General features: G+C 41.1%; 12 protein-coding genes. 10 read left to right on the top strand and 2 right to left on the bottom strand.

The annotated features are described in order from the left end of the window. The first annotated feature begins 49 nt into the window (after positions 1 to 49). From AC07UV_RS01925 to AC07UV_RS01885, 9 genes are all read left to right on the top strand, one after another. Positions 50 to 2,509, top strand: a complete 2,460-nt coding sequence (locus tag AC07UV_RS01925) for a glycoside hydrolase family 31 protein (protein WP_495182532.1) — start codon at positions 50 to 52, stop codon at positions 2,507 to 2,509. 2 nt (positions 2,510 to 2,511) lie between these two features. Continuing rightward, positions 2,512 to 4,470 carry a 1,4-alpha-glucan branching protein GlgB gene (gene glgB, locus AC07UV_RS01920; RefSeq protein ID WP_282253701.1) on the top strand — a complete coding sequence of 653 codons (1,959 nt, stop codon included), beginning with the start codon at positions 2,512 to 2,514 and terminating at the stop codon, positions 4,468 to 4,470. Between the two features lie 90 nt (positions 4,471 to 4,560). Then, complete coding sequence (locus tag AC07UV_RS01915) at positions 4,561 to 5,973, top strand: glycogen synthase (RefSeq protein WP_282253702.1); 1,413 nt, start codon at positions 4,561 to 4,563, stop codon at positions 5,971 to 5,973. Between the two features lie 6 nt (positions 5,974 to 5,979). Next, positions 5,980 to 7,263 carry a glucose-1-phosphate adenylyltransferase gene (locus tag AC07UV_RS01910; RefSeq protein WP_120260874.1) on the top strand — a complete coding sequence of 428 codons (1,284 nt, stop codon included), beginning with the start codon at positions 5,980 to 5,982 and terminating at the stop codon, positions 7,261 to 7,263. Between the two features lie 63 nt (positions 7,264 to 7,326). Further along, on the top strand, positions 7,327 to 8,082 hold the full coding sequence (locus tag AC07UV_RS01905; RefSeq protein WP_282253703.1) for a hypothetical protein: 756 nt from the start codon (positions 7,327 to 7,329) through the stop codon (positions 8,080 to 8,082). A gap of 1 nt (position 8,083) precedes the next feature. Further along, positions 8,084 to 8,866, top strand: coding sequence for a M90 family metallopeptidase (locus AC07UV_RS01900; protein ID WP_282253704.1), 783 nt, complete (start codon positions 8,084 to 8,086; stop codon positions 8,864 to 8,866). Between the two features lie 74 nt (positions 8,867 to 8,940). Continuing rightward, the gene (locus AC07UV_RS01895) at positions 8,941 to 10,722 is read left to right on the top strand and encodes a DUF4091 domain-containing protein (protein WP_282253705.1); all 1,782 of its coding nucleotides are present in this window, start codon (positions 8,941 to 8,943) and stop codon (positions 10,720 to 10,722) included. A gap of 241 nt (positions 10,723 to 10,963) precedes the next feature. After that, the gene (locus tag AC07UV_RS01890) at positions 10,964 to 12,697 is read left to right on the top strand and encodes a thiamine pyrophosphate-dependent enzyme (protein ID WP_282253706.1); all 1,734 of its coding nucleotides are present in this window, start codon (positions 10,964 to 10,966) and stop codon (positions 12,695 to 12,697) included. A gap of 661 nt (positions 12,698 to 13,358) precedes the next feature. After that, the gene (locus tag AC07UV_RS01885) at positions 13,359 to 13,826 is read left to right on the top strand and encodes a hypothetical protein (RefSeq protein WP_282253707.1); all 468 of its coding nucleotides are present in this window, start codon (positions 13,359 to 13,361) and stop codon (positions 13,824 to 13,826) included. On the opposite strand, the gene AC07UV_RS01880 is transcribed toward AC07UV_RS01885, so the two are convergent. Beyond that, a complete protein-coding gene (locus AC07UV_RS01880) occupies positions 13,806 to 14,201 on the bottom strand; it encodes a diacylglycerol kinase family protein (RefSeq protein ID WP_282253708.1) in 396 nt (131 codons plus the stop codon). The genes AC07UV_RS01885 and AC07UV_RS01880 overlap by 21 nt on opposite strands. A gap of 276 nt (positions 14,202 to 14,477) precedes the next feature. Here AC07UV_RS01880 and AC07UV_RS01875 point away from each other — a divergent pair, with 276 nt between their 5' ends. Next, positions 14,478 to 15,650 carry a MalY/PatB family protein gene (locus tag AC07UV_RS01875; RefSeq protein WP_495182531.1) on the top strand — a complete coding sequence of 391 codons (1,173 nt, stop codon included), beginning with the start codon at positions 14,478 to 14,480 and terminating at the stop codon, positions 15,648 to 15,650. Between the two features lie 97 nt (positions 15,651 to 15,747). Here the strand turns inward: AC07UV_RS01875 and AC07UV_RS01870 are convergent, their stop codons facing one another. Continuing rightward, complete coding sequence (locus AC07UV_RS01870) at positions 15,748 to 17,910, bottom strand: S46 family peptidase (RefSeq protein ID WP_282253710.1); 2,163 nt, start codon at positions 17,908 to 17,910, stop codon at positions 15,748 to 15,750. Between the last annotated feature and the right edge of the window lie 68 nt (positions 17,911 to 17,978).

Below are 17,978 nucleotides of genomic sequence, written 5' to 3'. Positions count from 1 at the left end.
TATCTTAAAGAGGAATTAAGCCTTCAGAAACTTTTAACATATTACAACTATGCTTGAAGACGACAACCTAAATCAAACCACACTAAACGAGGAAGAAAATGATGGTACTTTGGAAAGTATGCATCATGTGAATAATCCGGTATTGGATTTGCCTAAAATTGAAAAGAAATACCTCGAGACAGTTATATCCCACAATCAAAATGACAAGTCATACTATTTTTCCGATGGTAAGGCAAAAGTCGAGATTAAGATCGTAACAGATGAGATTGTACGTGTTCGATTGGCTCCCCAGGGGACGTTTTTGGAAGATTTTTCCTATGCCCTGGCAAAGAAAGACCATCGTGTCAGTATACATCAATGTAAAGAGGAAGTGGACCATTATAGTGTCCATACAAACACCATTTCCTGTCGCATCAATAAAAGCGATTTTTTGATCTCCTTTTCTGATAGAGCGGGTAAACTGTTTAATGCCGATCTGGCTGCAATGCACTGGGAAGAAAGTCCGGACTTTGGCGGTTATTATGTCTACAGTACCAAAGTTGCATTTGAAAATGAAGCATTTTATGGACTGGGCGATAAGGCTACTAAGCTTAATCTTCGTGGCAAACGATTAAAAAATTGGAATTCGGACACTTATGCTTTTGCTTATGACCAGGACCCTTTATACAAAACCATTCCTTTTTACATTGGACTGAAGGACGGTGAAGCTTACGGTATTTTCTTTGATAACACGTTTAAGACCTATTTCGATTTTGCCGCCGAGGATCCCGGAAAGACCAGCTTTTGGTCGGAAGGCGGTGAATTACAATACTACTATATTCATGGTCCGCATATCATTGATGTGATCCGCAGGTACCATACTTTGACAGGGACACATTATTTACCACCACTTTGGGCTATCGGTTATCATCAATGCCGATGGAGTTATTATCCGGAAGCCAATGTGCGTAAAGTGGCCGAAGAATTCAGAAAAAGGCAGATCCCATGTGATGCCATTTACCTGGATATTGATTACATGGATGGCTATCGCTGTTTTACATGGAATAAACAATATTTTCCAAATCCGAAAAAAATGATTGCTGATCTTGCAAACGAAGGTTTTAAGACGGTGGTCATGATTGATCCGGGGATTAAAGTGGATGAAAACTATTGGGTATTTCGAGAAGGTAAAGAGAACAAATATTTCTGCCGCCGGGGGGATGACTATTTTATGGAGGGATTTGTCTGGCCCGGACGTTGTCAATTTCCCGATTTTACAAATCCTGAGGTTCGACAGTGGTGGGGAACTTTATACCAGGGGCTGGTGGAAGATGGTGTAGCAGGTTTTTGGAATGACATGAATGAGCCTGCTGTTTTTGGCCGCGGAACTTTTCCGGATGATGTCAGACATCAATACGATGGACATCGTGGATCGCATCGAAAAGCACACAATGTCTATGGTATGCAAATGGTGCGCGCTACCTATGATGGCTTAAAGAAATTGTACAAAAACAAAAGGCCATTTACCATTACACGAGCAGCTTATGCTGGTACACAACGTTATTCTTCGGTTTGGACCGGAGATAATTTAGCGAGTTGGGAACATCTCAAGCTGGGCACCCTGCAGTTGCAGCGATTGTCCACTTCAGGGATGTCTTTTTGCGGAACGGACATTGGTGGATTTACAGGAGAACCAGATGGGGAACTATTCACAAGGTGGATGCAATTTGGTGTTTTTTCGCCATTTATGCGTGTGCACTCCGCAGGGGATACCCGTGATCGGGAACCTTGGAGTTTCGGTGAAGACTGGGAAAAAATAAATAAAAAGTTTATAGAATTGCGGTATAAACTGTTACCCTATATCTATACCTGTTTTTGGGAACAAACTAAATACGGCTATCCGATTTTGCGTCCAATTTCGATGGTGGAGCAACATATTCCGACCAATTGGCAGCGTGAAGAAGAGTTCTGTTTTGGTGATAAGATATTGGTATCACCAGTGTTGCAGCCCGGTCAGAAGAGCAAGATCGTTTACCTTCCTGCAGGAGATTGGTTCTACTACTTCAATAATGAGGTTTATGTCGGTGGAAAGGAACATACTATTGCAACACCACTGGATGAAATGCCGCTATTTATTCGTGGTGGATCTGTCATACCGGAATATCCAGTCATGCAATACACCGGAGAAAAGAAAGTGGAAGAACTACAATTGAATATCTATTTTTCTGAAGGAGTACATCGTTCATACGTTTATTCCGATCATGGTGATACATTCGCGTACGAGCAAGATATTTATTTAGAAAAGTGTTTTACATTGTCTGGATTAAAAGATTCCCTTTCAATCAAGCAGACCCGTGACGGATTATTTACCGAACGATACGAAGAGTATAAGCTGCAATTGATAGGTCTACCATTTGCAGTGAAAAAGGTTAAAACAGATGGGATTGACACAAAAATACAAAAAGATGAACAAGGGCGATATTGGATTAATGTCGCACGTGAATTTGAAAACATATTGATAGAGGGTTAAACATGGCCAATCAAGTAATACCGCATAGTCTTTTTTCGGAATTTGATGTTGCGCTGTTCCAATCGGGCAGGCATTTCAAATTGTATGAAAAATTTGGTTCGCATGAGCTGGAAGTAGAGGGTGAAAGAGGCGTTTATTTTGCGGTTTGGGCCCCAAATGCAAAATCCGTTTCCGTAACGGGAAACTTCAATTTCTGGGACAAGGAGAGCCATCCTTTACATGTCCGCTGGGACACAAGTGGAATCTGGGAAGGTTTTATTCCCGGAATAGCCAATGGTGAAACTTACAAATATTGTATTCAGACCTCTTCAGGAGAAGAGCTTGAAAAAGGCGACCCATTCGCGTTCAAATGGGAGGTAGCACCTAAAACGGCATCCATTGTCCATTCTAATTGGTATGAATGGAATGACGGAAACTGGATGAAGGAGCGTGTCGTAAAAAATAGACTGGACCAGCCATGGTCAGTCTATGAACTGCACCTTGGCTCATGGGCACGAGATCCGGAGAGCCCAGATACGCTATTAAACTACCGGGAGATTGCTGTACAGCTTGTGTCTTATGTCAAGGAAATGAATTTTACACATGTGGAATTTATGCCTTTGATGGAACACCCCTATTACCCCTCATGGGGATATCAGATTACAGGCTATTTTGCGGCAAGCTCACGTTATGGCTCTGCACAGGATTTAATGTTCCTGATAGAAGCGCTCCATGCTGCCGGAATTGGGGTGTTATTGGATTGGGTACCTTCACATTTTCCTGGTGATGCGCATGGGCTTTATCGCTTTGATGGTACAAGCCTTTATGAACATGAAGATCCGCGAAAGGGTTTTCACCCCGACTGGCAATCGTATATTTTCAATTATGGTCGCAACGAAGTGCGCTCTTTTCTGATCAGTAATGCTTTTTATTGGTTGGATCGTTTCCATATTGATGGACTTCGCGTGGACGCTGTCGCATCCATGTTGTATCTGGATTATAGCCGGAATGCCGGTGAGTGGATTCCGAATGAATTCGGCGGTAATGAGAACCTGGAAGCGGTACAATTCCTAAAAGAGTTTAATGAGGCTGTTTATGCACATTTTCCGGATGTACAGACCATCGCTGAGGAATCGACCTCCTGGCCTGGTGTGAGTAAACCAACCTATGCTGGTGGTCTGGGCTTTGGAATGAAGTGGATGATGGGATGGATGCACGATACCCTAGATTATTTTAAGGAAGATCCGATCAATAGAAAATACCATCACGACCGCATCACTTTTGCCACGGTATATGCTTTCCATGAAAATTTTATGCTCCCGCTGTCACATGATGAAGTTGTTTATGGAAAACAGCCTCTGATTTACAAAATGCCAGGCGATGAGTGGCAGAAATTTGCTAACCTAAGGGCGTTATACTTGTTTATGTATACTTTCTTAGGAACGAAATTGTTGTTTATGGGTGGAGAGTTTGGACAAACGTCCGAATGGAATGTGAATAAATCGCTCGACTGGCATCTGTTGGAATTTATGCCACATCAGGGTATGAAAAAATTTGTAGCCGATTTAAACGCGACCTATCGGCAACAACCCAGCCTCTTTCAAAAGGCTTTTGATGCTTCAGGGTTTGAATGGATAGATGCTGGCGACCGTGAAAACTCGGTACTGGTCTATTGGCGTAAGGCATTTGACCAATGGGATGATACCGTGGTTGTGATTAATTTAACACCTGTTGTACGTGAAGATTTTCGTATCGGACTGCCTTATGCAGGAGAATGGGAAGTTGTTTTGAGCTCAGACGATCTTAAATATTTCGGTTCTGGAGTCAGTAGTCAACATGTGGAAAGTGAACACCTGCATTGGATGAACCAGGTGCAGTCTGCTCAGGTCAATCTTCCTCCGCTGGGCGGGTATATTCTTAAACGTAAGAAGGTTTTGAAAGAGGCGGTGCCTGTAAAACCGGGAGAACGTGTTCCCCTGTGATCGTGTATTGTGTCGGTTGGAGGAGTTAGTAAAAGTAAATTTTAAAAAGGATAAGCTCCATTCGACTGATGGAGAAAAAAATATGTACAGATGAAAGTATTTCATTTAAGTGTCGAATGCTATCCAATAGCCAAGGTTGGTGGTCTAGCGGATGTGGTGGGAGCATTGCCGAAGTATCAAACTAAACTCGGGGTAGAAGCAGCAGTGATCATGCCTTGGTACGATCGCCCATTTGTTAAAGACCATTCCTTTGATGTTATTCATGAGGGTACTTTTTTTCAGGGATCTGAACCATTAGATTATAGTGTTTTCAAGGAAAGAGATAATATACTGGGTTTTGAACTCTATTTGATTAAAATTCCAGGTAAATTGGACCGCCAGGAGGTTTATTGCTATCCCGATGAGGGCGAGCAGTTTATCGCCTTTCAACATGCTGTATTAAACTGGTTCAAGGCAAAAGCGATTGTACCTGATATTGTGCATTGCCATGATCATCACGTCGGTTTAATGCCTTTTCTGATGAAATATAGCAATGAATATAATTTCCTTGTTGATGTAAAGACGGTTGCGACAGTTCACAATGGTCAGTACCAGGGTTGGATACACTGGAGCAAAGCGATTTTATTGCCTGGTTTTGATAGTTGGAAATGGGGACTCCTGGACTGGGATGGTCTGATCAATCCACTTGCAGCGCTGATCAAGTGCTGTGATGCCTATACGACTGTTTCGGAGGGCTACCTTGAAGAACTTTATGTGGATGCGAACGGACTGCAGCATCTATTTTATGATGAACGGCATAAGTCGGTGGGGATTGTCAATGGAATCGACTGGGATATCTGGAATCCTGCTAAAGATTACACCTTGATTGAAAATTATGATCTTGCTTCGGCTTTTGCCGGTAAACTCAAAAATAAGCAGGCATTAGCACAGCAGTATAAAATTAATCCTACACTTCCGTTATTGGTCTTTATTGGGCGTTTTGCGACGGAAAAAGGAGCCGATTTATTGCCGGATATAATTTTAGATTTGACTGAAAATTTTTCAGGCAGATTGAGTATATTTATACTGGGTGCTGGAGATCCAGCGATTCAGGCACGGGTAAAAATGCTCGTGGATGAACAGATAGAAAATTTTGATGTGTTCTTTGGTTATGATGAAAATCTTGCGCATTGGCTTTATGCAAGTGCAGACTTTCTTTTGATGCCTTCACGGGTTGAACCGTGTGGACTCAATCAGCTTTATGCCATGAAATATGGGACCTTGCCGATTGTACACACTGTGGGTGGTCTAAAAGATACAGTCATAGATTTAGAAAACAATGGATACGGTGTTGGTTTTGACACGCTTGAGGTAGCTGATATCAGAAAGGCTATTGTCCGCGCGGTCGAATACTATGAAAATAGGTCTAAATTTGAAGACAACCAACACAAAATAATGAGTTTGGATTTTTCCTGGGATAAATCCGCAGCGAAATACTTAAATCTATATAACCAATTAATTTAATTTGATATGTCACATCACAATGTAGTAGCTATCGTCTTGGGCGGAGGAAGGGGCTCGCGTCTGTATCCGTTGACCGACCAACGGTCTAAACCAGCTGTTCCTATTGCAGGAAAATATCGCTTGGTTGATATCCCCATCTCGAATTGTCTCAATTCGGGATTCAATAAGATTTTTGTATTGACACAGTTTAATTCGTCCTCGTTGAATTCGCATATTAAAAATACGTACAATTTCAGTATTTTTAGTAAGGGTTTTGTCGATATTTTGGCGGCCGAACAGACTAATGATGGTGACAAATGGTTTGAAGGTACCGCAGATGCCGTGCGCAGATCGTTCAAGAAGCTAGCAAGTATAGATTACGATTATGTCTTAATCTTGTCGGGGGATCAGCTTTATCAGATGGATTTTGATGCACTGGTGGATTTTCACGTACAGAACGAAGGCGATTTGACGATTGCGACCATTCCTGTCAATGGCAAAGATGCAACAGGTTTTGGAATCCTTAAATCGGATGAGCATAACCACATCACATCGTTTATAGAAAAGCCCAATAGTGAGCAGTTGGTGGACTGGAGTTCAGAAGTGAACGATCATTTGAAAGCCGAGGGCCGTGAGTACCTGGCATCCATGGGGATCTATGTGTTCAGTAAAGGTGTGCTAAAGCGCCTGTTGGAGGAAAACAGCGGAATGGATTTTGGAAAGGAAATTATTCCGGATGCGATTGAAGATATCAACGTACTCAGCTATCAGTATGAAGGCTATTGGACAGATATTGGAACAATAGGCTCATTTTATGAAGCCAATATTGGACTGACGGATAATATTCCAGCCTTTAACCTATTTGATAAAAATACGGTTTTTACCCGACCACGTATGCTACCGCCATCTAAGATTTCGGGCACGACATTGATTAATTCGGTTATCTCCGATGGGTGTATTATCCATGCTGATAAGGTAGACCGTTCGGTGATCGGTGTGCGTTCACGTATTGGTATTGGTTCTGTGGTAAGGGGAACCTATATGATGGGATCGGATTATTACGAGGATTTTTCGGATATGGATGAAGCAAAAAGAAAAAATATGCCCATTGTGGGTGTGGGTGAACGCTGTTATATTGAAAATGCGATTCTGGATAAAAACTGTCGTATTGGAAATGATGTTCGCATCAATGGCGGCCCCCATTTGTTGAACGCCAACCATCAGACTTATACCGTTTGTGATGGTATTGTTGTGATCAAAAAAAATGCGGTTATCCCGAGTGGAACGACAATCGGGCTCGCGACTGTATAAATTTATTAAACAAGGGAGATAATATATTGTTATAATTGCATGTTATTGTAATAAATAAATGCTTTGAAACAGATTATCTCCCTTCTTTTTGTATTGATCACATTTGGCGCCTGCGATACCTCTTTAATGGTACAAAGCACAGGTGTATTACGGGATGCTTCACGAAAATTTGAACTCCATAATGGTGACCGTCGTATTATTTATATCCCGATGCGGCATTTAGGGACACGTGTATATTATGATCAGGTACAAGCTGCGGTAGATTCGCTCCAAAAATCGGGCTATGTTGTCTTTTATGAAAGTATCGCCTATCAGGTAGATAGCGCCGCACAACGTGATCTATACGACCGTAAGTTCAGAAAATTGACCGGTAACCGTCTCGGCTTACAACAATGTATTGAAACTCCCGGAGATACATCAAAAGTGCTAAGGGCACCTCTGTACCGTAAATTGGGACAACGCATTATCAGCCAACCGGATTATTCTTTTTTTCTGGTTGACTATGGAACCGCAGTTAATGCCGATATTCCTAAAAATAAATTATTGGATGATTTTGAGTATCGCTATGGTACGATACAGCTGGATGCCTGCGATTATGATACCCCATTAAGTGCACCCTATAGTTGCAAACCCATCAAAACAGCGCTCAAGAATAAGTTTGACAAAGAGTTTGTCATGCAACAACGCGAGGAAAATCTAGCTTCTCTAGTGGCTGACGCTCCGCAACAGAAAATTTTAATCTTATTTGGTACATCTCATTTTAAAGGCTTTTTGCGTAATTTGCAAGCCAGAGATCCCCATTGGATCAAGATAAAATAATATGTTAGGAAAGATTTTTATTATACTGCTCGTACCGGTAACCATCTATGTTGTCTATTACCTGTTAAATCGTACCGCGAAAAATAATAAGACGATTAAACGTGTCTTGAGTGATGAGGGGAAGGATATCCTGGAAAAGGAGGTCGCTTATTATCGCCGTCTGACTATTGCGGATAAGCAGGAATTTGAGTCACGCTGTCTTGCATTTTTGGATACCGTCAAGATAGAAGGGGTGGGCGTCACGTTGGAATTGAAAGATTATATGTTGATCGCAGCCAGTGCAATTATTCCGATCTTTGCTTTTAAAAAATGGACCTATCCAAACTTAACCAATATTATGGTCTATCCCTCACATTTCAATGCCGATTATCAATTTGAAGGTCATGCGGATCGGAATATCATGGGAATGGTTGGAGAAGGTGCCATGAATGGTCAGATGATTTTATCTAAATCGGCATTGGAATATGGTTTTCAAAATGCAACTGATGGTCAGAATACGGCTATCCACGAATTTGTGCATCTCATTGATAAAACAGATGGTACAGTAGATGGTGTGCCCAGTTATTTATTGGACAAGGCCGCTGTAATTCCGTTCATGAATTTAATACGGGAGGAAATCAACAAGATCAAACAGCATCAATCGGATATTGATACCTATGGTATGACCAATCCGGGTGAATTTTTTGCTGTCGCATCGGAATATTTTTTTGAAAATCCAACGAAATTTCAAAAAAACCATCCAGCACTTTATACTGCACTTTCTAAAATTTTTGAGCAAAGTTAAGTGGAGATAAATAAAATTTTAGTATTTTTAAAGCAAACAGAAAATGTTTACTTTTTTTGTTAATTACAACTGTTATGCCTAAAACTACTATTTATTCTACTATTGCATTCGCATGTCTATTATTTTGCGGCAATAATCAAGGTTTTTCTCAGGGGCGTTATGCTGTGGGAACGACCTTTACTGAAATGGCGGACCCGTCAAGGGATACGCTTTCTGATTGGTCAAATGTTAAACCTGGTTTGTACGCATCGTTTGTGTCGATCGATAAACGTTTTCCAAAATCTTTAAATCCGAACATCGCTATCCAGTCCAATAACAAGGTGGATGCCTGGAAAGGGGAGCAGGTATCTGCGCAGATACTCCTGTGGACTAGTTCAGCAGCCGCTGATGTTGTTGTTTCGACAGGTGAGTTAAAATCAACTACCGGCAAATCTATTTCTGCTGAAGCGGTACAAGCACGATTTGTTCGTTATGTGATGACAGATGAATTTGCCGAGGGATGTGGCTATCGTAAACCTGAGGATTTTAAGGCCGCACTTTCTGCAGATATGTTGGATGATCTTAAAAGCTATAATCTCGAAGCAAAGCGCGTCCGTCCAGTATGGATTACGGTAAAAGTACCTGCTAGAGCAGCGGCAGGTCAATATAAGACAGTCATTGCTGTTAAACAAAAAGGTAAGGTGATACAAAATTTGGATTTGACTGTTAATGTTCAAGATCAGGTATTACCGCCAGCTTCACAATGGTCATTCCATTTGGATCAGTGGCAACATCCATCATCCGTAGCACGTGTCAACAATGTTAAGATGTGGAGTGATGAGCATTTTGAAGCCTTAAAGCCAACAATGAAGCAGCTGGCTGCTGCAGGGCAGAAAGTTATTACGGCGACGTTAAATAAGGATGCCTGGAATGTACAGACCTATGATCCCTATGCGGATATGATCACCTGGAAGAAAGCAAAAGACGGATCCTGGAGTTATAACTATGCGATATTTGACAAGTGGGTGCAATTTATGATGGACCTGGGAATTAACAAACAGATCAATTGTTATTCATTATTGCCATGGAATAATGAAGTGCATTATTTTGATGAAGCAAAAAATGAACTGGTCAATGTTATCGCAAAACCCGGAACGCCAGTGTTTGAGGAGCTATGGACACCTTTCTTAAAGGATTTTAGTAAACATGTCAGCGCCAAGGGTTGGTTGAAAATTACCAATATCGCGATGGATGAGCGGGCACAGGAGCAGATGGATCCAGCAGTAGAACTTTTGGAACGTGTGGTACCTGAATTTGGAATTGCTTTTGCAGACAACCATAAAAGTTATAAGCGTTATCAAAAAAGTACCGATATCAGTGTCGCTGTAGGCGATCCTTTCGATCAAAATGATTTAATTGAAAGACGTAAAAAAGGGTATATCACTACATTCTATGTTTGCTGTTCAGATGAGTTTCCGAACCAATTTACATTTTCTGATCCGGCAGAATCGACCTATATGGGGTGGTACGCACTCGCTGCGGGATTTGATGGCGCGCTACGTTGGGCCTTTAATTCCTGGGTAGCCAATCCGCTACAGGATTCGCGATTCCGTACATGGCCTGCTGGAGACACTTATATTGTTTATCCACAAGGTCGTAGCTCTATTCGTTATGAGCGTATGTTGGAAGGTATTCAGGATTTTACCAAAGTGAATATACTGAAAGAAAAGTTGGAAAAATCTAACGATCAAACGAATTTGGCAAAACTGAACGCAAAAATTGCCAAACTAAAAAAATCTAGACGTTATGCTGCGTGGAATGATGATCTCAATGATGCTAAAGCATTTGTAACCGAATTATCCAATAAGATCAAGTAAACAATCTTCATAGAGTTGAATAAACAGGCTGCTCCTCGATACGATGGGAGCAGCCTGTTTTTTTTAGGTAGCGTCTTTCTTGCAAAACGTGGCCTGCAATCGTCATCTCTGTTCTGAAAACAGCGGATCGATCTGTATGTACTTTCTTCAATAGTAGAATACCCAAAACCATTGTTTCGCAATATTGTTGTTATAAAGAAGCGATAGTCGTGATATCAAAATCTTAAATCATCATATGGGTATGAAAAATGTAGCACACCAGATCGTTGGTATTTTAAAAGATGCGGGAATAAAACGTATTTATGCCGTGACGGGAGATAGTTTGAATTTTTTTAATGAGGCAGTTCATGAGGATGGAACCATGCAATGGATACATGTCAGGCATGAGGAGGTTGGTGCATTTGCTGCGACCGCCGAAGCGGATCTGCACGGGATTGCCTGCTGTGCTGGAAGTAGTGGGCCAGGCCATGTTCACCTGATCAATGGCGTTTATGAGGCACATAAGACACGTGTTCCGATGCTGGTGATTGCTTCAACCTGCGCCACCTACGAGTTTGGTACAGACTACTTTCAGGAGACTAATCCGATCAAATTATTTGACGACTGCTCGTGTTATAATCAGATGATTACCCGGCCGGAACAGGTGCAACGTATGGTTCAGAATGCACTACAGCAGGCAATCTCAAAACGGGATGTTGCTGTTATCGGTCTTCCGGGGGATGTCTCCGAAATGGAAGCTGTCCATATGAACACTTCGGCAAAGGTATTCTTTACGCAGCCGCAGATCAGACCCTCAGAGCTTGAAATCGGGCGTTTGGCACAATATATTAATCAGGCGGATAAAGTGACTTTATTCTGTGGCGTAGGTGCCCGGAATGCGCAGAAACAAATTGTTGAACTCTCCGAGAAAATTCATGCGCCTGTGGGGTATTCATTTAAAGCTAAGTTGGATATTCAACGGGATAATCCCAATGAAATCGGTATGACGGGACTTTTGGGGACGGCATCGGCCTTTCAGAGTATGCACCATTCGGATCTGATCCTTCTTTTGGGAACTGATTTTCCTTACAAGGATTTTATACCCACCAATAAAACAATTGTTCAGATCGATATCGAGGGCGAGAAACTTGGTCGACGCTCGATCGTAGACTATGGCTTGGTGGGGGATATTGAGCACACATTGAAAGCTGTTCTACCCTTTGTGGAGGCGAGAACTGATTCGAGTTTTCTCGAAAAACAATTGGCGGCCTACGAGAAAGTAAAAGAAGATCTGATGATCTATGTCGAAGATTCGGGTAGTGAATGTGCTATTCAACCGGAATTTGTGGCCCATACGATTGACCAAAAGGCGAGCGATGATGCTATTTTTTTAGTGGATACCGGCATGTCCTGTGTATGGGGAGCACGTTATATCAATCAGCGACGAGATCGCAAAATGCTCGGCTCATTTAATCATGGCTCTATGGCGAACGCAATGCCGATGGCGATTGGAGCAGCATTGACACATCCCGAAAGACAGATCATAGCCTTCTGTGGTGATGGTGGCCTTTCGATGTTGCTGGGAGATCTGGCTACGATAAAACAGTATAATTTGCCAATCAAACTGATGGTGTTCAATAACCGTTCACTCGGAATGGTCAAATTGGAAATGCAGGTTGCCGGTTTAAAAGATCAGGAAACTAATATGGTCAATCCAGATTTTGCGATGGTCGCACAGGCGATGGGGATCCGTGCTTTTACGGTGACGCAACCAGAAGAGGTCGAAGGTATCTTGGATGAAGCATTCCGTATAACGGACGAGCCGGTACTCATCGATATCTTTACCAGCCCCAATGCCTTAGCCATGCCACCCAAAATATCATTTAGCCAAATGAAAGGAATGACCGAAAGTATGGCTAAATTGATGCTATCAGGTAACTTTGAGGAAGTATGGGACACCATCAAGTCAAATTATAAGCACTTGAAATCGCTCTGATACACGTAGATAACTTGTATATCTATGCTAAAAAAAGCCTCTCCAATATAAAATAGTTGGGGAGGCTTTTTGTCTAGGAAAAAAATAGGGTATTCGGACTATTGATTGAATTAAGTGAATTACTGATCAACACTGGCGTTGAACGAACCAAAGGCTCTTCAATAACTCCTCTTTACAGCGTCGAAGTTTTTCTATTTTCGATTCCGAAGAAATAGAAACATTCTCTTTAACAATAATAGCCAAATCTGTTTCAATGGATAATTTAGTGAGGGATGTAGACCCACTATCAAATTTCTTAAAGCTTACATCTTTCATACTAATATTGGTTAAGAATTTCTGAATTTTATAATGTACAATTTACTAATAAAAATTAGCTTTACAATAAGCTATGAATAATTTTATTGTTACTAAATTGTTTATTTTTAATATTTTATCGAGCTATAACTTATAAACAATATTGCTGCAATTTTTGTTTTCTGAATTCCAAAATATTAAATGTTAGTTATTTAAAACAATATGTTGTTTTGATTGCTATTGATATTAATAAACAGGGAAGGCGGAATCTATTGTTCATAAGCTGCGGTTAGCTCGTCAATAAATTCCCGTTGGCGCTGATTTTTTTCAGTTGCTGCCACGTATTTAAGAAAAATTAATTATTCGCATGAAAATAATCAATATTGGATTGTCACTACTGATTTTTGCTACCGCTTGTCAGCAAAAGGACAAAAAGAAAGATGACCAGGCACAAATGGGATCGGATACCACAGGTCTTGCAGCAGCAATTGCTGAAAATGGAACCTATCAATACCTCAAAAATGGCGATACAATTTCGTTAACAATCGCCATTGATGGCGATAATGTGCATGGTGACCTCAACTACAAGTGGAAAGAAAAAGACCGAAATGTTGGGCATATTGATGGTGTTCTGAAAGACGGTATCTTGTTGGCGGACTATACCTTTGCTTCCGAAGGACAGCAATCCGTTCGGCAGGTGGCTTTTAAATTCTCCAAAAACCAAGCTGTTGAAGGTTTTGGTGATATGGAAGAAAAAGGAGGGAAGATGTCTTTTGTTGCGCCTGATAAATTGGCTTATGATGAAAAATTTGTCCTAGAAAAGCTGACCCAATGAGCACCATAGCAGGAGTTTTGGGATAAATATAATCAGTCCGATCAGTAGCGCTGTGATACTGCTCAGCATGACCGCGGCAGCAGCAACGTCTTTGATCCTTTTGATGTTGGGATTTTTTTCTTGGCAGACAAAATCAGCGAGATGTTCTAATGCCGTGTTCAGCAATTCACAGACAAGAACAAAACCAATGGAAAAAATAATTGCTAGCCACTCATAGGGGCTTATTCGGAGGAGGTACGATAGTACGATTGCTACAACTGCGGCAATGAGATGTATCCTGAAATTATGTTCTTCTTGCCAAACGATTTTTAAACCATTGAAGGCATAGCTAAAACTTCGGATTCTATCTTTCCATGAAAAGTTGCTTCGGGCCATAGTCAATCTGCTAAATTTTATGTAAATATAACCTTTCCCTTCGTTTTTGATTGGCTCAAAATGTAGTTTACTTCCGGAACCCTTATCCTTATCCTAACCTGTCATCCTTGTCCTGACCTGCACTTTTACTTACTAATGGCACATATCTCAAATAGCTACTACTCCGATAGAGCTCTAAGGGCAGCGGATTTTAGTCTGGACTTATCGCTATTTTAGTCGCTGATTTTTCCCAAAAGTATTATTGGAAATGCGTAGTATTTTTGAGTAAATTGCTGTATGATCTACAATTTTGATAAAATAATCGACCGTAGGGGGACTGATTCGGTAAAATGGAATCAACAGGACTATGCCGATTTAATTCCACTCTGGGTTGCTGATATGGATTTCCCTGCATCCAAAGAGATTATTGACGCGTTGACCACACGTGTTCAACATGGTATTTATGGCTATGCAAAAGTGCCGGATGCTTTTTATGAGGCTGTATCGGACTGGTCTAAACGTAAACATGGTTTTCATTTGCAGCGCGAGTGGATACTTCCGGTTTTAGGTGTGGTGCCGGCTTTGTTGGCAATCGTCGCTGCATTAACAGAAACGGGGGATAAAGTACTGATCCAGGAACCTGTATACCATTGTTTTTTTTCATCGATCGAACGCAATGGTTGTGAGGTGGTTTCCAATGACCTATTGTATAAAGATGGGCAATATGCAATTGATTTTGTAGATTTTGAAATTAAGGCGAGTGATCCGAAAGTGAAGCTCTTTATCCTCTGCAGCCCACATAACCCTGCAGGTCGGGTTTGGACAAAAGTCGAGCTTGAACGCTTGGGTAAGATCTGTCTAAAGCACAATGTTCTTGTTATTTCGGATGAAATCCATTGTGACTTAGTATTTGAAGGGCATCAGCATATTCCTTTTGGAACGATCAATCAAGCCTTTTTGGCGAATACAATCACTTGTATTGCTCCAAGCAAAACCTTTAATCTTGCAGGACTGCAAGTCGCCACGGTCATAGTCGCGGATCCTATCTTAAATAGAAAAGTGCAGGATGCCTTTCTTGCCAATGAGATAGCGAGTATCAGTCCTTTTGCGATCACGGGTTTAATAGCTGCTTATCAACAGGGGGAGGATTGGCTACAGCAAGCGCTAGCCTATATTTATAATAATTATATTTATTTAAAAAACTATATAGCGGAGCATCTGCCGACCTTAAAAATTATTCCACTTGAGGGTACCTATTTGGTTTGGATAGATTGTACCGCTTTAAAGCTTTCCAGCCGAAAAATAGGACAAATACTATTGAAAGAGGCCCATCTGCAGGTCAATGTCGGTGCCATGTACGGTAAGGGAAGTGGTTCTTTTATCCGGTTGAATATCGCCTGTTCGAGGTCTATTTTAGAGGAGGGATTAGCGAGGCTGAAGCAGGTCTTGCTGAATTTGCCAAAAGAATAACGAATTATTTAAGGTTATTGATTTACTCCAATATTAAAAAGCACCTGAACGGTTTGGTTCAGGTGCTTTTTAACGTATAAAACGCTTTTGGTAACGATTAAATACCCATTTCCTTTAAAATAAAATGAGCATTGTCAATCTTATCAGCAACCCAAAGTACATAACGGATATCCACACCGATAGAGCGGCTATAACTTTCATTCCATGCAAAATCGTTGATTGTAGCATCATAGGCACGGTCAAAGTTTACACCGATCAACTCACCATTTGCATTCATGATCGGCGAACCTGAGTTGCCCCCTGTGGTGTCCATATCATACAATATATTGACAGGAACTGAGCCCAGGTCTTTCTTTAAATAGGGGCCAAAGTTCTTATTGAGATACGCCGTCTTGATTTCTTGCGGATAATCGAAATCGGATAGACCAAGATTCCCTTTCTGAATAATACCTTCGATGGTTGTGAATGGTTTCATATAGGTAGCGTCAGCAGGAGCATAGCCTTTAATATGTCCATAAGTCAAACGCAAGGTGGAGTTAGCATCTGGAATAAAGTTTTTGGCCTGAAAGATTTCCTTGACAGCGACATAGTCACCCATCAGTTTATTCAACACACCTTCACGTCTTTTCTGCTCAGCGGCGAAGATGACAATATCATTGTCTAGCTCATTTTGAAAATTCAATAGTTTATCATTAAATTGGCTTAACGCGTTTGCATTCGCTAAAACCGTATTTAAAATATAAGTTTGATCCGCCAATTTACTGCCATCGATGAGCTGTGTAGCATAGGTATTGGCAGTTTCGCCATTCAATTGGAGTTTCTGAATTGATCCAAGCTGATTTTTACCTTGAAAAGCAGCGGCATCGGCAAGCATCTTACCGAAAATATGTTGGTCTGCCTGTTTGTTGTAACTTTCGTAAGTGTCCTGAATACTTTTTTTGAGCTGTTCGACATTATAGTCGAATAACTGTTTTGCGGCATGCGAAGAGCGCTCTTTACCCATTGCTACTTTTAGGGTGTTGAGATCGCGGGCAACTTTCAGCAAACTGGTACTGTTATAAATATTGTTAATCCAAAGCTCTTTCAAGGCATCTTGATCACTGATTTGATAATAAGCGGCAATATCGTTTAATAGATTGCCATATTTACCTTTAAGTTCGGGTTTACTCAAGATAAATGCTGCAAGCGCCTCATCTTCCTGCTTTTTGGTTGACAGGAGATCTATGCCGCGCAACCCTTTGAGCTTGCCACGGTAATTTTTAAGCACGTTGGCGTTGCGTTTGATCCGTGTCGCCAAAGAGAGTGCAATATCCGTATTGTCTTTCCCAGCTTCCTCCATTTGTTTGTTCTGGAAATCATACAAATTGGAAACGTAAGGCAATAAATAGTCTTGTTGGTATTTGATATACTGCGCCGGACGATGTCTGAATGTCTTCCCCGGATAACCTAGGATAAAGGTGAAATCATTTTCTTTCACACCATTTGGATTAACTTTCAGGTGCTTTTTTGGTTGGTAGGGCACATTATCTTTTGAATAGGGAGCTGATTTTCCATCTTTACCCACATAGGCCCGAAGGAAGGAATAGTCACCTGTATGACGTGGCCATACCCAGTTGTCAGTCTCACCGCCAAATTCACCAATATTTTGGCGTGGAATATAAACAAGACGCACATCTTCGATTGTTTTGTAGCGAAATAGCACATAGCTTTTGCCAATGAACATTTCGGATACTTCAGCTTTGATTGTTGGGTCTTCTTTTTCAGCCTGTTTAACAAGCTCTTCTTGTTTTCTTTTGATTGTATTGATGCGCTCGACCGGGTCACTGATATTGGCTACGGCATTTAATATTTTAACAGATACATCTTCGTATGAATCTGTAATTCTGATCTTTAATCCTTTTGCTTCAATCTCCTGCTCCTGATTTTGCGCAACAAAGCCATTTTTAAGATAATTGTTGATGGCGGTACTTGCCAATTGAACTGCAGAAAAGGCACAGTGATGGTTGGTAATAATCAGACCACGGTTGGAGACGAATGATCCTGTACATCCACTGACTTGAACCAGGGCATCCACTAATCCAACTTGGCCGGGATTGTAAATATCCTTCTCACTGATCTTTAATCCGGCTTTCTTTAAACCCGCTCTATTTAAATCGCTCAATGGGTACATCCCTTCATCTGGGTTCGCATTTGCGTATGGGATGTTCGTTGTGGATAATAATAGTGCTAGTGCAATTGTCGTATGATGTATAAACTTCATGGGATTTTTTAATATCAACTGTTATAAATCTCCAAATTTAAGAAAAGCTTTTTGATGAATCCGACTTT

Source organism: Sphingobacterium sp. GW821-FHT03E03 (genome assembly GCF_059420745.1).
The sequence above is the reverse complement of the archived record's forward strand: the minus strand, read 5'-3'. Positions and strand labels throughout refer to the sequence as shown.

Excerpts from the sequence above, each read along its gene's own strand:
- AC07UV_RS01880 (WP_282253708.1), bottom strand. The coding sequence starts at position 14,201 with ATGGCCCGAAGCAACTTTTCATGGAAAGATAGAATCCGAAGTTTTAGC.
- AC07UV_RS01890 (WP_282253706.1), top strand. The coding sequence starts at position 10,964 with ATGAAAAATGTAGCACACCAGATCGTTGGTATTTTAAAAGATGCGGGA.
- AC07UV_RS01910 (WP_120260874.1), top strand. The coding sequence starts at position 5,980 with ATGTCACATCACAATGTAGTAGCTATCGTCTTGGGCGGAGGAAGGGGC.
- AC07UV_RS01900 (WP_282253704.1), top strand. The coding sequence starts at position 8,084 with ATGTTAGGAAAGATTTTTATTATACTGCTCGTACCGGTAACCATCTAT.
- AC07UV_RS01915 (WP_282253702.1), top strand. The coding sequence starts at position 4,561 with ATGAAAGTATTTCATTTAAGTGTCGAATGCTATCCAATAGCCAAGGTT.
- AC07UV_RS01885 (WP_282253707.1), top strand. The coding sequence starts at position 13,359 with ATGAAAATAATCAATATTGGATTGTCACTACTGATTTTTGCTACCGCT.
- AC07UV_RS01925 (WP_495182532.1), top strand. The coding sequence starts at position 50 with ATGCTTGAAGACGACAACCTAAATCAAACCACACTAAACGAGGAAGAA.
- AC07UV_RS01895 (WP_282253705.1), top strand. The coding sequence starts at position 8,941 with ATGCCTAAAACTACTATTTATTCTACTATTGCATTCGCATGTCTATTA.
- AC07UV_RS01875 (WP_495182531.1), top strand. The coding sequence starts at position 14,478 with ATGATCTACAATTTTGATAAAATAATCGACCGTAGGGGGACTGATTCG.
- glgB (WP_282253701.1), top strand. The coding sequence starts at position 2,512 with ATGGCCAATCAAGTAATACCGCATAGTCTTTTTTCGGAATTTGATGTT.
- AC07UV_RS01870 (WP_282253710.1), bottom strand. The coding sequence starts at position 17,910 with ATGAAGTTTATACATCATACGACAATTGCACTAGCACTATTATTATCC.